The sequence below is a fragment of the Planosporangium mesophilum genome, assembly GCF_016863255.1.
Lineage (GTDB): Bacteria > Actinomycetota > Actinomycetes > Mycobacteriales > Micromonosporaceae > Planosporangium > Planosporangium mesophilum.
In genome coordinates this window covers 118,663-134,123 of record NZ_BOON01000032.1, presented here as the reverse complement: position 1 = coordinate 134,123, position 15,461 = coordinate 118,663, and the positions used below count along the sequence as shown (strand labels likewise).

General features: G+C 72.4%; 12 protein-coding genes. 3 read left to right on the top strand and 9 right to left on the bottom strand.

Annotation, left to right across the window (positions count from 1 at the left end):
* Positions 1-13: 13 nt before the first annotated feature.
* Positions 14-1,096, bottom strand: a complete 1,083-nt coding sequence (gene dpgA, locus Pme01_RS17625) for a 3,5-dihydroxyphenylacetyl-CoA synthase DpgA (RefSeq protein WP_168116111.1) — start codon at positions 1,094-1,096, stop codon at positions 14-16.
* A gap of 579 nt (positions 1,097-1,675) precedes the next feature.
* On the opposite strand from dpgA, the gene Pme01_RS17620 reads away from it, so the two are divergent.
* Genes Pme01_RS17620 through Pme01_RS17610 form a run of 3 tightly spaced genes read left to right on the top strand, consistent with a single transcriptional unit; the run spans position 1,676 to position 4,877 of the window.
* Positions 1,676-2,437: a polysaccharide deacetylase family protein gene (locus Pme01_RS17620; RefSeq protein ID WP_168116110.1), complete on the top strand. Its 762-nt coding sequence runs from the start codon at positions 1,676-1,678 to the stop codon at positions 2,435-2,437.
* Positions 2,438-2,457: 20 nt separating this feature from the next.
* Complete coding sequence (locus tag Pme01_RS17615; protein WP_168116109.1) at positions 2,458-3,573, top strand: glycoside hydrolase family 26 protein; 1,116 nt, start codon at positions 2,458-2,460, stop codon at positions 3,571-3,573.
* A complete protein-coding gene (locus Pme01_RS17610; RefSeq protein WP_168116108.1) occupies positions 3,570-4,877 on the top strand; it encodes a hypothetical protein in 1,308 nt (435 codons plus the stop codon). The genes Pme01_RS17615 and Pme01_RS17610 overlap by 4 nt, the downstream gene beginning before the upstream one ends.
* A 6-nt stretch (positions 4,878-4,883) precedes the next feature.
* On the opposite strand, the gene Pme01_RS17605 is transcribed toward Pme01_RS17610, so the two are convergent.
* The 8 genes from Pme01_RS17605 to Pme01_RS17570 all read right to left on the bottom strand — a co-directional run bounded on the left by Pme01_RS17605 (position 4,884) and on the right by Pme01_RS17570 (position 15,414).
* Entirely contained in the window at positions 4,884-5,822 is a 939-nt protein-coding gene (locus Pme01_RS17605) for a glycosyltransferase family 2 protein (protein WP_168116107.1), read from the bottom strand.
* Positions 5,819-7,375, bottom strand: coding sequence for a lipopolysaccharide biosynthesis protein (locus tag Pme01_RS17600; protein ID WP_168116106.1), 1,557 nt, complete (start codon positions 7,373-7,375; stop codon positions 5,819-5,821). Before Pme01_RS17600 ends, Pme01_RS17605 begins: the two co-directional genes overlap by 4 nt.
* The gene (locus Pme01_RS17595) at positions 7,372-8,196 is read right to left on the bottom strand and encodes a DUF8471 domain-containing protein (protein ID WP_168116105.1); all 825 of its coding nucleotides are present in this window, start codon (positions 8,194-8,196) and stop codon (positions 7,372-7,374) included. Before Pme01_RS17595 ends, Pme01_RS17600 begins: the two co-directional genes overlap by 4 nt.
* The gene (locus tag Pme01_RS17590; RefSeq protein WP_168116104.1) at positions 8,193-10,124 is read right to left on the bottom strand and encodes a hypothetical protein; all 1,932 of its coding nucleotides are present in this window, start codon (positions 10,122-10,124) and stop codon (positions 8,193-8,195) included. Before Pme01_RS17590 ends, Pme01_RS17595 begins: the two co-directional genes overlap by 4 nt.
* 473 nt (positions 10,125-10,597) lie before the next feature.
* Positions 10,598-11,929 (bottom strand): glycosyltransferase family 2 protein, encoded by a 1,332-nt coding sequence (locus tag Pme01_RS17585; RefSeq protein ID WP_168116103.1) that lies wholly within the window; start codon positions 11,927-11,929, stop codon positions 10,598-10,600.
* Positions 11,926-12,903 (bottom strand): glycosyltransferase family 2 protein, encoded by a 978-nt coding sequence (locus Pme01_RS17580; protein ID WP_168116102.1) that lies wholly within the window; start codon positions 12,901-12,903, stop codon positions 11,926-11,928. Before Pme01_RS17580 ends, Pme01_RS17585 begins: the two co-directional genes overlap by 4 nt.
* Before the next feature lie 8 nt (positions 12,904-12,911).
* Entirely contained in the window at positions 12,912-13,913 is a 1,002-nt protein-coding gene (locus Pme01_RS17575; RefSeq protein ID WP_168116101.1) for a glycosyltransferase family 2 protein, read from the bottom strand.
* 739 nt (positions 13,914-14,652) lie between these two features.
* Positions 14,653-15,414: a GNAT family N-acetyltransferase gene (locus tag Pme01_RS17570; RefSeq protein ID WP_168116100.1), complete on the bottom strand. Its 762-nt coding sequence runs from the start codon at positions 15,412-15,414 to the stop codon at positions 14,653-14,655.
* Positions 15,415-15,461 lie beyond the last annotated feature (47 nt).

The window sequence follows — 15,461 nt, the reverse complement described above, 5'->3', positions numbered from 1 at the left end:
TCAGGTTGCGTGCCTACCACCGGATCAGCGCCATCTCGATCGTCGAACCCGGCCCCATCGTCATCAGCACGCCGTGGTCGCCGCGCGCCACCCGCCCCTCCTCCATCAGGCGTTCGTAGGAGAACAGGAACGACCCGCTGGAGAGGTTGCCGTAGTTGCGCAGCACCGAGACGGTGTGGCGGAGGTCGTACGTGGTCAGGCCAAGATTGATCTTCACGGAGTCGATGACCTTCTTGCCGCCGGAGTGCGCGATCCAGTGAACGATCTCGTCGCGCCGCACGCCGGTATCGGCCAGCAGGGACTCCAGGACCGCCTCGGCGTTGGCGCCGACCACGTACGGGATGTCCCGGTCCAGGAAGAAGCTGTTCTTGTGCTGCTCGTCGTCCCAGTCGAACCGCATGGCGCTGATCGCCTCGGGGATGAGCCGGCTGGCGAACTTCAGGATCGTCGCACCACCGTCGCCGGCGCCCGGCTCGGGTTCGGCACCGGCGCGCACCGCGACCGCGGCAGCCCCGTCGCCGAACAGGCTGTTGACGACGGCGGTCCGCATGGTCCCGTCGTACACGTACGCGGCCGAGCAGACCTCGATGCAGATCATCACAGCGAGCTGGCCGGGGTTGGCCGCCGCCCACGCGGCGACCGGGTTGAGCCCGTTCAGGCCGGCGTTGCAGCCCATGCCGACGATGTCGCTACGACCGCAGTCGCGCCGCAGGCCCAGCTCGCTGATGAGCAGCGCGCTGAAGCCGGGGGTCAGGAAGCCGGTCGAGGAGACGCAGCACAGGTAGCGGATCTCGGACGGGTCGGCGCCGGCGCGCTCCAGGCAGGACCGCAGCGCCCTGGTGGCCATCTCGATCCCCTCGGACCGGTGCTTCTCCAGCAGCTGGCCCTGGGTCTCGTCGGTGGGGCCCCCGCCGGGCTCGATCGCCGGCAGGTGCAGGTAGCGCTGGTCGATGTGGCTGTTGCGGAACAGAGATCTGATCCGCTCGTCGGAGATGCCGTACCGCTCGAGGATGTCGTCCTGCGAGTAACCCGACTTGGGGTTGGCCGTGCCGACTCCGACGATGCGCGGCGTAGCGACCTTGGTAACCGCGAGCATCCTCACCCACCTCTATGTATCAACGGTGCGTACGCCGGTACTTCGGGGCGTGTCGCGAGTCGACGCGCGTCGGCTCCGGCGGCCCCGGATTTCGCGTGCGCGGTGCGGCCCCTCACCTCTGACCTCGGGTCGGAGCGGGATCACCATACAGGAACGGAGCCGCGACAAAGCCTGGCAATGCGGGTTTGAGCAATGATGCTGATGGATCGAAACGGACATTGTAGGGTCCGATATGGTGAAACCACCCATCGACGTACTTCGTTGTGAATCGGCAACAGCGGGACCATTTAGGACATAGGCCCCGGCCAAAGAATGTGACCGAGCGGTCATGGGTCGACTCCAAACGGACGACAGTTCCGTGGTTGCGGGCGCACGCGATACTTTTGCCGTCGCGACCGTGGTCGAGGCGGGCCACGAACCATGATCGTCACGATTCCCGGGACGTCGTGGCCTCGCACCCGCCGACACCACGACACTCGGAAGTTGTGACGATCATTGGGACGACCTGGAGGATCGCGCACCGTGGCAGTACCGACATCGCCGGCCCCGGCACCACTCGCCGTGCTGATGTATCACTCCGTGTCATCAGTACCGGAGCCGCCGCTGCGCTCCCTCGCGGTACCGCCCGAACTGCTCCGCGCACAGCTCACCGCGCTCACGGCGGCCGGGTACCGCCTCACCGGCCTGTCCGAGGCCGTCGACCTGCGCGCGGCCGGGAGCGTCGAGAAGGTCGTCGCGCTGACCTTCGACGACGGGTATCTCGACTTCCTCGATGCCGGCCTGCCCGTCCTGACCGACCTGGGCGCCTCCGCCACGCTGTACATGTCGGTCGGTCACGCCGGCGAACCCGCGTCCTGGCTCGGCCCGCACGCACCGGCCTTCGGCCCGCTGCTGACCTTGGGCCAACTGCGGGAGGTGGCGGCGGCGGGGATCGAGATCGGCAGCCACAGCCTCCTGCACCACCCCCTCGACGTGCTGCCGCCGGCCGCCCTGCAGCGCGAGGTCATCGACAGCCGCGACCGGCTCGCCGACGAGGTGCAGCGACCGATCCGATCGTTCGCCTACCCGCACGGCTACAACGGCCGGGCGGTGCGCGCGGCGGTGGCGCGCGCCGGCCACGACAACGCGTGCGAGGTCGGGCGCAGGCTGTACACGGCGAGCGACCATCCGCTGGCGATCCCCCGGCTCCAGCCGACCCCCGACCACTCGGGCGCCGACCTGGTGCGGCTGGTCGCGGACGGCGGCCCCCAGCTCGTACCCCGGATCAAGCGGACCGCCCAGCCGGCCTGGCGGGTGGCTCGCCTGCTGGCCGGGCGCCTGTTCGGGGTGAAGCTGACATGACCCGTGAAGGCAGGGTACCCGTGACCGCAGATCCGACAGGCCCGCGATCCGGCCGGCCGCGCCGGCGGGCGGCACTGGGCAAGCGGACGGCACTGCACAAGCGGACGGCACTGCGCAAGCGGACGGCGCCCCGCCGCTCGCCGCTGCGTTCCCTGGTCGCGGTCGGCCTCGCCGTCGTGGCGCTCGCCGGTTGTGCCCGGCCGGCCGGGCCCGGCGCGGCCTGGACCGAGCCGCCAGGGTCGTCGCAGCCGGCACGGGTGGCGACGCCCACGCCGGGTCGCGGCACGGCGAATGTGCGGGCGCCGCAACCGGTACCGGGCAAGGTGATGGTGGGGTCCTATCTGGACATCGCCGGCATGGACCAGAAGCAGAGCACGGCGCTGCGGCGCGAGCAGCTCGGCCGCGACCCGCGCATCGTGCACCGGTACTACGCCTGGAAGGACCCGCTGCCCCGGACGATGCCGGACCTGCCCGAGAACGCCATCCTCCTGGTCTCGTGGGACGGCGTGCCGTACAACACGATCAACAACGGGTCGCAGGACGCGCTGATCGCCAGCGCCGCCGACGCGCTGGCCGCCTACGGCCACCCGGTCTTCCTGCGCTGGGCGTGGGAGATGAACGGCAACTGGTACACCTGGGGTGGGGCCAGGAACGGCAACGACGCCAGCGGTTTCGTCACGGCGTGGCGGCGCATCCACGACATCTTCACCGCCCGCCGCGCCACCAACGTCGCCTGGGTGTGGGGCCCCAACTGCTACTCCGTACCCGATCAGTCCTGGAACGACATGACCCGGTACTACCCCGGCGACGCGTACGTCGACTGGGTGGCCGTCTCCGGGTACTTCGCCAGCCGGGAGACGCCCGATTACCTGTTCGGTCCGGTCGTGCGCAACTACGCCGGGCGCAAGCCGATCATGATCGCGGAGACCGGCGCGCTGGAGAAGGGCGGCACGGTGAAGGCCGACTGGATCGACCAACTCGCCGCCTACATCGTCGCGCGCCCGGCGATCGGCGCGCTGGTCTGGTTCGACACCGACAACGACCACGGCAACGGCAAGGACTGGCGCATCGACAGCACGCCCGCGTCGCTGGCGGCGTACCGGAAGCTGGCCCACGACCCCAGGTTCGCCGGATGACCTCCGTCCGGCCCGGTCGCGCCGCCGGCACCGCGCCACCCGCGGCGGCCCGGCGGATGTCCGCGCGGGACCGCGGCTGGCTGTCGGTCGACAACCTGCGCACGATCGGGCCCCTGCACGGCGTCACCGCCGAGGGGCTCCGGGCGGCACTGGTACGCCTGCACGAGGCGCACCCGACCCACCAGGCAGTGTGCCGGATGGACCGCGAGGCGGCCCGCTGGATACCGCTGTCGCGCTCCGGCTTCGCCGCGTTCAGCCGGAGCCTGGCGGTACGGGTCGACGGTACGGGTACCGTCCACCCGGCCGACGCGGTGACCCGCTGGCTCGTCGACGAGCCGTTGGGCGACCGCCCGCTGCTGCTCGCCGTCGGCGGCGGCTACGTCGGCGCGAAGATGTCGCACGCCCTCGGCGACGGGCGGATCGTCAACACCCTCTTCCCGGAGCTGATGCGCGCCGCGGCACGGGGCCGGGCCCCCCGCCTACCGTTCCCGACGCCGGTCCGGCTGCCGGTGGTACGCGCGGCGCTGCACCACTTCGGCCGCAACCCCTCACGGCTGCTGAGCGCCGCGAAGATCCTTCGCCCGCCGGCGTCGCCCGCCGACGCGGACGCCGGCACCGAGGCCCCGGCGCCGTGGCGGCCCGACATCGCGTACGGCACCGCCCGGTCCGCCACCGCACCGGCGCGGGCACGGACCTGGCGCGACCGCCACGCACCGGGAGTCTCCGCGGCGGCCGTGCTGTTCGCCGGCGCCTCGGCCGCGCTGATCCACTGCGGCCTGACCCCGAAGTGGCCGGGCCTGGTCGTCCTCTTCGACGCGCGCCGCTACCTTCCGGCTGGCTCTACAGTGGACGGCAATTTCGCGTGGGGCCAGTACCTGTTGCCGGCCGACCTCACCGATCCGCGCGCCGTCCACGAGTCCCTCGCCGAGGAGTTCGCCAGCGGCCGGCCGCTGGCGATGCTCGCGCTGCGCACCGCCCGCCTCGCGCTGTCCCGGACCCGCCACGAGCCCCCGGCGCTGCGGCCGGTAGCCGCGGACCCGCGCCCGGAGCTCACCCTGACCCACATCGGCCGGATCAGCGAGTACGTCGACCTGCCCTGGGCCGGCCCGCCCGAGGAGTGGCGGAACATGAGCGTACCGACGACGGGCGGCCCGGAGGCGCTCACCATGTCCTTCTCGGAGCTGGGTGGCGCGCTCTACATGAACGTCAGCTTCGACCGTGCCGTCTTCGACCCGGCCCCGGTGCGGCGCGCCATCGACCTGATCTGTGAGGACCCGGTCGGGTTGATCAACACCCCGGCCTGAACCGCTCTACCGTCGGCCGTGGTACCCGCGGCGCAGCTCGACCTGGCGCAGCAGCCGCGCCAGCGCGGTCTCCGCGGACCACGCGCGTACCCGGCCGGCCCCGGCGACGGCCCCGCGCAGCACCGGTACCGCCAGCCGGTGCAGCAGCGGCGCCGACGCGAGCCCGACGGCTGCCCTCGCCACTGGCGGCAGCGGGTCGAACAGCTCCGCGGGCGAGAGCAGGTCCGGGAAGGCCTCGAGCAGGTCGCGCCGATCCGCCCCGCGCAGCCACGCCTGGCCGGCGAAGGTCTCCAGGTCCCGGCGGTGCGCGTGGATCGCCAGCAGGGCCCGGTCGAACCGCCCCACCAGACCGGCCCGCCGGCAGCGCAGGCCGAACTCCTGGTCGCCGTGGTAGCGCAGCAGGCGCGGGCCGACGAACCCGATCCGCAGCGCGTCGCTCCGGCGCAGCGACAGGTTGCCCATCCACAGCTGGGACAGGATCGACGACGGGTCCCGCTCGTACCGGGCGCACATCCGCTCGTACTCGTCGGCGTACAGCAGGGTGCTGAAGTCGCCGGCCCGGCGCACCGCCGGCCGGTCCACCGGCATGTACCCGACGAGCACGAGGCCGTCGCGGCCGGCGTGTACCCGCGCGTGCGCCTCGGCCAGCCCCGGTCCGGCCAGGACGTCGTCGTCGAGGAACAGCACGACCTCTTCGGAGGCGTACTCGACGCCGGTCTGCCGGGCCGCCGCGTCACCGCAGTTCTCCTGCCACACCGGGCGCACCCGCGGGTCGGTCTCGGCCAGCTCCTTCAGCAGCTCGTACGAGCCGTCACGGCAGCCGTCCACGACGACGATCTCGGACACGTGCCGGTCGGCGCCGATCGCCGCCACGACGCCCGCCAGGCCGGCCACCCGGCGGTAGGTCGGGATGACGACCGACACCGACGGCAGTGGCGGGCTCACCTCGCCTCCCCCGACCAGGTGTACCCGTCGTCGAGCCGGAACTGCACGGTCGGCGCGTCTGCGTGGGCGGGCCGCGGGGTCGAAGCCGACGGTGCGGGCTGGGCCGGTGCGGGCTGAGCCGGTGCGGGCTGAGCAGCTTCGGGCCGGGTGGCTTCGGGCTGGGACGGCTCCGCCGCCGGGGTCCGCACCGGCTTGCCGAGCGCCACCCGCAGCACCGCCGGCGCCATGAACACCCCTTGGAGCACGAACACTCCGGCGAGCCACATCGCGAGGCTGGTCAGCCCGCCGTGCGCGGCGCCGTACCAGGCGGCGAGGATCTCCCCGACCCCGGCGAGCAGCGCGTACATGCTGGCCCGGCGGGTACGCCCCTGCAACCGCGACAGCGCGACGAAGAGCTGCCGGATGACGGTCGCCCCGAACGTCAGCGCGAGGATGGAGAGCGCGCCGGCCGCCGCCGCGGCGTAGCTGTCGCCGAACGTCGCCATGATGGGGTGCGCCAGCACGGCGACCAGCGTGGAGACCGGCAGGCCGATGCCCATCGAGACCAGCAGCGCCATCCGCACCTTCGAGCGCAGCGCCGCGCCGTCCCCGCTGGCGACCGCCAGCAGCGTGGTGGCGACGTTGCCGGGGATCATCGCCAGTACCGAGATCACCATCCAGGCGGTGTAGAAGGCGGCGGTGGCCCTGGTGGACAGCACCGCGGTGACCACCAGGGGCAGCATGGTGCGCGGCAGGAACAGCGCCAGGTTGAGCAGGTTGTGGTCGAGGGCATGGCGCCCCAGGCCGCGCAGCATCGACAGGTCCGGCCGCACCGCCACGGCCCCGATGCGGCTCCGCCGGTGCAGCGCGAGTAGCCCCACCGACAGGAAAATGCCGGCGACCCAGGTGAACAGGATGTCGGTGCCGGTCACCGTGATCGGGAGCAGCGCGAGGACACCGAGCAGGACCAGTTTGCCGACCGCGAAGTACGCGTTGCGGATGAGCTGCAACCGCCCCCTGAGCAGGCCGACGAGGCCCTCGTCGAGGACCAGCGTCGCGGCGTTGACCGACATGCCGATGAGCAGCAGGACCGCCGTCAGGGGTGAGCCCAGGGACTCGCGCAGCCCCGAGTTGAGGAAGTAGGCCAGTCCCTCGTAGACCACGCCGCCGACCGCGGCGACCGTACCGGAGACCAGCAGGCAGGTCGTGATGAGGTTCCACCGCCGCTCTGCCATCCGGGGCAGTTCGGCCAGCAGCAGGGTGCCCATCCCGAACATGCCCAGGACCCCGACCAGCGTCATCGCCGAGACGGCGGCCGAGACCGAGCCGACCGCGCTCGCCGGGAACTCGCGCGCCGCCACCCACCAGTACGCGAAGCCTACCGCCGAGGTGAGCACGCTGGTCGCCATCAGCGAGCCGGAGTTGCTGAGCAGGTCACCGTTGCGGCGCACCGCCCGCTTGAGCCGGTTGCGCGGGGTGGCGGCGTTCTGGCTCTCGTACACGGTGCGCCAGCGCAGCGCCTGGAGCAGCGGATCCTCGCCGCCGGTGGCGCTGCCGCTCTGGTAGAACGTCATCGGACACCGGCCAGGTGCGCACTGCGGTACGGCGCCTGCCCGCCGTTCTTGAACAGGTCGGCGGTCACCGTGCCGCTCGCCGGTACCTCCAGCGTCTGCGACCATCTGCCGCCGGGCTCCAGCGCGACGTCGAAGGTGCGCTCGAACCCGTTGGGGTCGGCGATCCGCAGGGAGTACCGGGTGGCCTCGCCCTCCTCGCACCGGATCGCCACCTGCACCGTCCGCGGGGTCTGCGGGGGCGCCTGCTGCTGTCCGTCCGGGGCCGGGGACGGTACCAGCGACAATCCGGTGAACGGCTCGCCGCCGGTCCCGGCGCTGCGCATCGCGAGCACCCCGGCGCCGGCGATGAGCAGTACCGCCAGCGCCAGCGGCGCCAACCGCCAGACCGCCGCGCCGACGGTCATCTTCTCCCGGTCGACGGCCAGCACCCGGCCGAACATCGCGGTCTCGGCGGCCGATCCGGTGCCGGCCGTGTCCCGGCGCAGCCGGGCCACGACGGCGGCCGCGACCGTGACCGACGTGGTGAGCGCGGTCCAGGACGCGCGGCCCAGCGGGATGCCGGCCGCGAACATGCCCAGCCCGCCGAGGACGAGCACGGCGAGGCTGAGGGCGGGCGGAAGCACCAGGCGTTCCACGATCGACAGCACCCGGCCCGGGAACAGCGCCGCGGCCAGGGCCAGCCCGGGGAGCACGAAGACGAGCAGCAGCCCGGTGGGTACCCGCACGGCCGGCAGGGGCACCCACTGCGCCGCCGCCGCGACCACCGCGAGGACGGCGGCCAGGACGGGCACGGCGTCGCGGTGGAGAGCGGCCGGTCTCATGCGCCCCTCACGTCGTAGATCCGGATGTTCCCGCTGTCGTAGACGAGGTTGACCCCCGGGATGTGGTCGAACTTGACCAGGTTCTCCAGTGGCACCGGGGTCACGTGCCGCTGAGCCTTCGGGTCGACGACGAAGTAGACCCCGGACGCGGGAAGCTGCTGCGACATCCGCACGTCGACCCACAGGTAGTCGATCTGCAGCGACTGGAGGATCTGCTGGTCCCGCAGGCCCCAGACGGGATCGTAGTACAGGTCCGCCGCCTCACCGACCGGGTCCTGACGGCCGTAGGTGGAGACCAGCGTCGCCCCGCTCAGGTCGGCCGCGAACCGGTTGCGCCACCCCAGCGCCTCCCCCGTCCACCAGGCGGCGGTCACGTTCTCCCCGACGACCGAGCGCTCGAACCCGGACACCAGGTACTTGCCCGGCAGGTGCTCCCAGTACGGGGGCCAGCCGCCGGCCCGCGCGGCCAGCATCAGCAGCGTGGCCATCGCCGCGCCCAGCGGCGCCGGCCGGGCCCATCGCGCGTTCACCGTCAGCCGGCCCAGCGGACCGGGCCAGGTGTGCGGGCGCAGCCCCCGTCGCCAGTCCACGATGGTCGCGGCGGCCAGCATCGACATGGGTACGTAGGTGAAGGTGGACGCGCGTCCGGCCAGCTCCGGGCCCTGCGCGCCCACGAACCGCAGTCCGCTGGTGGCGAAGAACGCGACCGAGCCGACCAGGACGGCCCACTGCCAGGCGTCGCGCTCACGCTTGCGGAGCGCGACCCAGCTGGCGCGCGCGAGCAGGACAAGCAGGCTGAGCAGGGCCGCCGCCTGGATACCGAGCTGCCACAGCGGGTTGCCCGGCGCGACGGACACCTTCGATCCGCCGCCCGCGAAGATCTGCGTCAGCGACGCCAGCATCGACTGCAGCGGCGCGCCGAGATAGTCGATGATCTCGTTGGCGACGAGCAGAACCCACGCCACGACGACCACGACCGCCGTGACGGCGAGGGCGAGCGCGCTGCGCCGCTTGTGGGTCGCCGGGAAGACCAGGTCACAGAGGGCCAGCAGGCCGAGCGTGCCGACCATCGCCATCGCCGTGATGTGGTGGGAGACGGCGACCACCGCCACCGACGCGACGCCGACCACCGCGTACGGCACGTACCCGGGCTCTCTGGACCGCCAGGACCGGGTCGCCCAGATCGCCAGCATCAGGAACGGCAGGGCCGCCGTCTGGTAGATGTACATGGCGTTGAAGAACAGGTAGTGCAGGGCCGTCGCGTAGATGGCGCAGGTGGCGCCGGCCAACGACGGGGAGCCCCCGGCGCGGCGGACCATCATGAACAGCGCGCCGACGAAGACCAGCCGCAGTACGCCGGCCGTGAGCAGGCCCGCGTCGGTCACCGACAGGCCGGTCAGTGAGACCAGCGCCGAGCCCATCTCCTCCAGCCCCGGGAAGTGCGCCGCGACCGGCAGCGCGCTGTTGGGCTGGAACAGCCGGCCGGTCTCGAGCACGATCGTGGTCGACAGCCAGTGCTGAAGCTCGTCGGGGAACCGGAACTGATCCGGACTGAACATCCACTTGAGCATGTACTGGTTGACCGCCAGCCCCATGGCGAGCAGGAACGACTCGGTCACCCCGGTCAGCCGGCGCGACAGCAGCCGGAACACGATCGGGGTGTAGACGACCACCTGGCCGACCCAGTACGCCGTGCTGGCCCAGGCGGCGCCGGTTCGGCCACCGGCGTACGCGAAGGCCACGAGCAGCACCCCGGCCGCCGACAGCGCCAGCAGCTGGGGGGCGAGGCCGAGGACCGGGAGCCGGACCGCACGTGGGCGGCGCGGCGCGCTGCCGGGCCTTCTGCCCCGCGTGTGGCCCGGCCCGCCGGGCGGCTGCGGTCGGCGCTGCGTGGGGATCGGCCGTGGTACGGGCGGCGCAGCCGGCACCTTCGGGATGACGACCGTACTGTCGCTCGGCGGCGGAACCCTTGGACGCTGCGGCGGCGGAACCCTGGGGCTCGGCACCCTGGGCAGCAAGGCGGTCGCGTCGTCCGGCGGAGCGGCCGGGGCGTCGCGTCGGGCTCGTGGGTCGCCCTGCCCCCGCGGGTCGCCCTGCCCCCGCGGGTCGCCCTGCCCCCGCGGATCCCGCTGCGCTCGCGGGTCCCGCTGTGCTCGCGGATCGCGCGGGTGCGGCGCCGGCCCGCGGTCCGGCTCACCGTCCCGTCTGGACTGCTGAGCTTGTCGCGGCGACGGTCCCGGCTGCTGTACCGGACCCGGCTGCCGCGGCACACCGGGCTGATACGGCACACCGGGCTGATGCGGCACACCGGGCTGCCGCGGCGGACCCATCGCCCGGAACACGGCCGCGTCGGCCGGATCCGCGGGCGCGTACGGGTCGCGCCGGTCGGGCTGTCGGCCGGTCACGTCCCACCCGACCCCGCCCGCAGCCGCCGGTTGCGCCGCCGACCGGCGAGGTAGCGGAACGGGCCGGTGAGCATGCCGCGCCGGTTGGCGCCCATCAGCTCGCGCGGGAAGTCCGCTTCCAGACCTGCCGAGCGCAGGCTGTCATCGGAGGTGAGGTCACGCAGCGCGGTCGGGACGAGCCGGGCCAGCCCGACCAGGACCCGCGGATCGCTCAGGATGAGGCTGGTGTACGCGGCGGTGAGGCCGGCGCCGTACCCGATCATCTGCCGGCGCAGCCCGTCCAGGTCACGCCGGTGGTAGTGCCAGGTCAGCGCGGTCGGCTGGTAGACGATCGTGCCGCCGCCCAGCAGGACGCGCGTGAACGCGAGGGTGTCCTCCGACCCCATGGCCGGCGTACCGGCACCGAGCGCCGCGTCGAACCCGCCGATGCCCTCGATGACCCCGGGCCGGAACGTCATGTTCGCCCCGGTACCGAACGGCGGCAGCGGGTACAGCGGGCTCTGCAGGTGAGCGGTGGCCGGGGAGAACACCGCCGGGGTGAAGCCGCGACCCTTGCTGTGCCCGCCGAACTGCTCGAACCAGATCTGGGCCCGGGTCTCCAGCTCGGCCGGCACGATCACGCCCGACACCACGTCCGCGCCCGGATGGTCGGCGAGCGCGCGGGCCACCTCGGCCAGCCAGTGCCGGTCGGCCACCTCGTCGTCGTCGAGCCAGGCGAGGATCTCGCCGCCGGCCGCCGTCACGGCCGCGTTCCGGGCGTACGACAGGCCGGGCAGCGGCGCGCGCAGGTACTCCACCGGGCCGCGGTTGGAGGCCTCCTTGACGACCCGCTCGGTCGCGTCGGTGACCGGGGCGTTGTCCACGACCAGGACCCGGAACCGCGGGTAGGCCTGGGCGAGCAGGCTGTCCAGGCAGCGCGCCAGCGGCCCGGGGCGCTCACGGGTACACACCACGACGGTGATCGGTGGTGCCGTGCGCAGCACCTCCTCGCGGCGGGCGAGGAAGGCCGGGGCGCCGGCGACCGGCACGCCCTCGACCGGTAGCTCCGGTCCGACCACCGCGCCGGCCGCGGCCAGCCGGGACCGTACGGCCGGGCCGTGGGCGGCGTCGACCGCGGAGGCGACGTCGGTGGCGGACAAGCCCCCATCGGGGACGTCGACGGTCACCGAGCCGACCGGCTCGTCGAAGACCCGTACCAGTAACCAGACCCGCTCCACCCGACGGCCGTCCCGGTCGACGGCGGGGAACGCCGGTACCGGTCGCACGATGTCCACCTCGGACACGAGCGCGGGCAGTCGGCGGTCCCCGGTCGTCCCGGCCTGAGTCATTGGCGAGCCTCCGCGCCGGCGTTCACTGCCACGGCGGGCCTGACCCGCTCCGGCCGCTGCCCGTGTACGAGTTCGGCCACGCCGCCGACGGCCGCCGCCGCGACGCCGGCCAGCACCGCGCCGGCCTTCGCCGCGTTGGCGGCGCCGCGTCCCCGTACGGCGTCGGCCAGTCCGCGACCGACGGCGCGCGGCAGGGTACGGGTGAGATAGCTGCGCTCCGAGCCGAGGCTCTCGCCTCCGTCGTTGAGCCGCGCCATCTCGACCTTGCCGCGGCCCTCCTGGTAGCAGCGGTGCAGAAAGAAGCGGAGCCGGGTGCGCGCCGCCTCGACCGGGTGGTCGATGAGCGCGCCCGGGACGTACATCCAGCGGCCGCCGGTGGCGTTGCTCATCCGGATGCACAGGTCGGTGTCCTCGGGCCGGCTGCGGTCGCCGACCTTGCCGAAGCCGACGCGGAAACCGTCCACCAGGTCGAACACGTCGCGGCGCACAGCCATGCTGGCCGACCATACGTTCCGGATGGGCGCGGTCTCGGCGGGCATGCCGGTGTACGAACCGCCGACCACCCACAGGAACTCGTCCGGGAACCACGCCGGGCGGGGGCGTTCCCAGTCCGGCCGGATCGCTCCCCCGGTACCCACCACCGCCGGGTCGGCGAACGGCGCCACCAGGCCGGCGAGCCAGCCCGGATGGGCGTACGCGTCGTCGTCGAGCAGCGCGACGACCTCGGTGGTGGTGTGCCGGACGCCGGTGTTGCGGTTGCCCGACACCCCGCGCTGGAAGCGGTTGGCGAGCACGGTCACGCCGGGAAGCTCGCGGACGGCCCGCTCGTACAGCGTCTCGTTGTGGTCGACGGCGACCACGACCTCGATCGGCCGTGGCTGCTGGGCGAAGACCGATCCGACCGCACGGACCAGCTGAGGCCAGCGGCGTTCGGTGTGGCACGGGATCACGACGCTGACCGCCGAGTGGTTCATGGTGCTCGTTACTCCTCGGCGGTCACGACATCGACCTCGCGACGCGGCGGGGCGGACCGCCGCTGGGCCGGTATCTTCAGCGGCGACAAGGGGACGCCGTGGCGCTCGGTACCCGCGCGGTGGCCGTTCGTCGGCCGGGCGACCGACTCCGTCGCCGGCGCCGCGGACTCCGTCGCCGGCACCGCAGACTCCGTCGCCGGCGCCGCGCCCGACGCGGCGCCGACCGGCCCGGGAACGGACGGCTGCGGCTTCTCCCGCCGGTACTCGCGGAAGATCGTGCGCAGCACCCGGATGCCGTCGCTGACCGCGTTGAGGTTGCTGACCCCGTGCAGCCGGGGGAACTCGACGCTCGCGACTTCCTGGATGCGCAGCTTGTGCCGCGCCGCCCGTACCGTGATCAGGGTTTCGATCTCAAACCCGTCACCCCACAGCTTCTGCCCGTCGGCCGACCGCGGCAGGTCGACGTCGGGGAGGTCGAGGTACGGCAGGGCACTGCGCCAGAAGGCGTTGTAGCCGTAACACAGGTCGGTGAATCTGGTGCCGAACAGCACGTTCACGATGCCGTTGAGGCCGCGGTTGCCCAGCCGCCGCAGCCGGGTGATGTCGTGGCTGCCGCCGCCCGGCCGAAACCGGGAGCCTTTGGCGTAGTCCGCGCCCGCCAGCAGGGCGTCGATGAAGCGAGGGATCTCGGACGGGTCCGTCGACCCGTCCGCGTCGATCATGACGAGGATGTCCCCGGCGCTCGCCGCGAAGCCGCACGCCAGGGCATTGCCCTTGCCGGTGCGCGTCTGGTGCACGACCTTGATCGGCGGATGCAGTTCGCGGGCCACCTCGACGGTCCGGTCGACCGAGCCGCCGTCGACCAGGATCACCTCGGATATGCCTTCCGGTAACCGCTCGAACACGTACGGGAGATTCTGCTCCTCGTTGAGGGTGGGGACGATGACGCTGACGGTCGGGGATCGGCCCTCCCGGGCAGGCTGAACACCCGGGTCGAAAGCACGATTCATCAGCGAGTCCTCCAGTTGTCGCCCCATGGGGGCACGTCAAAACCCCCGACCCCGAGCGGTCGATCACCGCAGACTGCGACATTGACACCGCATCGGAATCGTCGCAATAGACGATTCGGTCATCATCAGGTCGCCTCGGCATACCGATTACGCGCGGTTGCCATCCCCTTTCGCACAGCAAAAGTGCCCGCTGAGAATACGACCGATCAGCGGGCACCAGGAGCTTAGGGAGACGGCCTGCATTGAGGACAGGGGACCTTTGTGGAATCAGGCGTGACATATATCACCGACAATGCACTTGACCACCCATAACGGCCGAATCGGCGCAAATAACAGGTCCACAAGCGACGAAAGCGTCATGTCGGATAAGCCGCCGCAGGGGCGAAATCAACAGGTCAGGGCCGGGTTCCGGCAGCGGAGCACGCCCGATGGCGGAGTGTTGCCGTCGTCACCGCGAACGCTACGACGATCAAGATTATGACAATGCGTTGATCGATTAGCTACAAATGGCGACATGCAAGAACCGACAACCAGCCGGTACCGTACATACGCGGCACAGCCGGTCAACGCCCGCCGCCTCGCCCGATTACCCATTCAGGCAAAACAATGCGCCGGTCAGTCGCCGTACGATCACCTTTCGTAGCCGCAGCGAGGGCAATGATTCCGCGCCGGGAGCGTCGGCGCCTATCCCCGGATCGGGGACATCCTGCTATTGCGATGCCGCCGACGGCGCCGGGACTCACCGCGCGGCCTCGCGGTCGACGAAGACGTACCGGCCCTGCGACCAGTCCACGCCCAGCCCCGCCGACCAGGCCCGCTCCAGGGCCTCGCGTACCCGCAGCCGGGTCGCGGCGGCCTCGTCCGGCGCGGTACGCCGCAGCTGCTCGTAGTCGACGGGAATGTCGAGTGACCCGGCGGCGTGGTCCAACGGCCGCCGCCGCCCGGCGACCGCCTCCAGTACCCGCTCCGAGCGCAGCCGCCACGACACCTCGAACCGGTCGCTGCGGTCGCCGGCGTTGACGGTGTCGTCCATCGCCCCGTAGAAGTCCGGCCGGAACGCCACCACCTCGGCGCCGAGCTTCACGAGGTTGAAGTGCGCGTTGCGGGCGATGAGCGGGTCGTAGGTCCAGCGCACCTCGTCGATGCCCGCCCGCAGGCAGACGGCCCGCTGCCACAGCTTGAGCGCGTAACCCACGCCGCCGGAGCGCTCGCCGCCGGTCACGGCCGTCATGTGGGAGTGGACGTGGAAGCCACCGCTCCAGCCCAGGAAGCCGAGCGCGAGACCGGCCGGGCGCCCGTCGCGGGTCGCCACCAGCAGCGGATTACCGGCGTGGGCGAGCGCCAGCAGCAGGCTGGGGTGCGGTGCCTGCCCGGGCCCCCAGACCTGGTCGACGATGTCCTGGACGATCGGCACGGAGGGGCCGGAGAACTCGGCGATCTCCACCCGCGCCGCGGCCGCCGCTGCGCGGGCGGCGTGCCACGCCTCCGAGCCGACCGACACGTCCTCACCTCCCGGTCGAGGCCGATCCTAGGGCTCCCGCCGTCGCG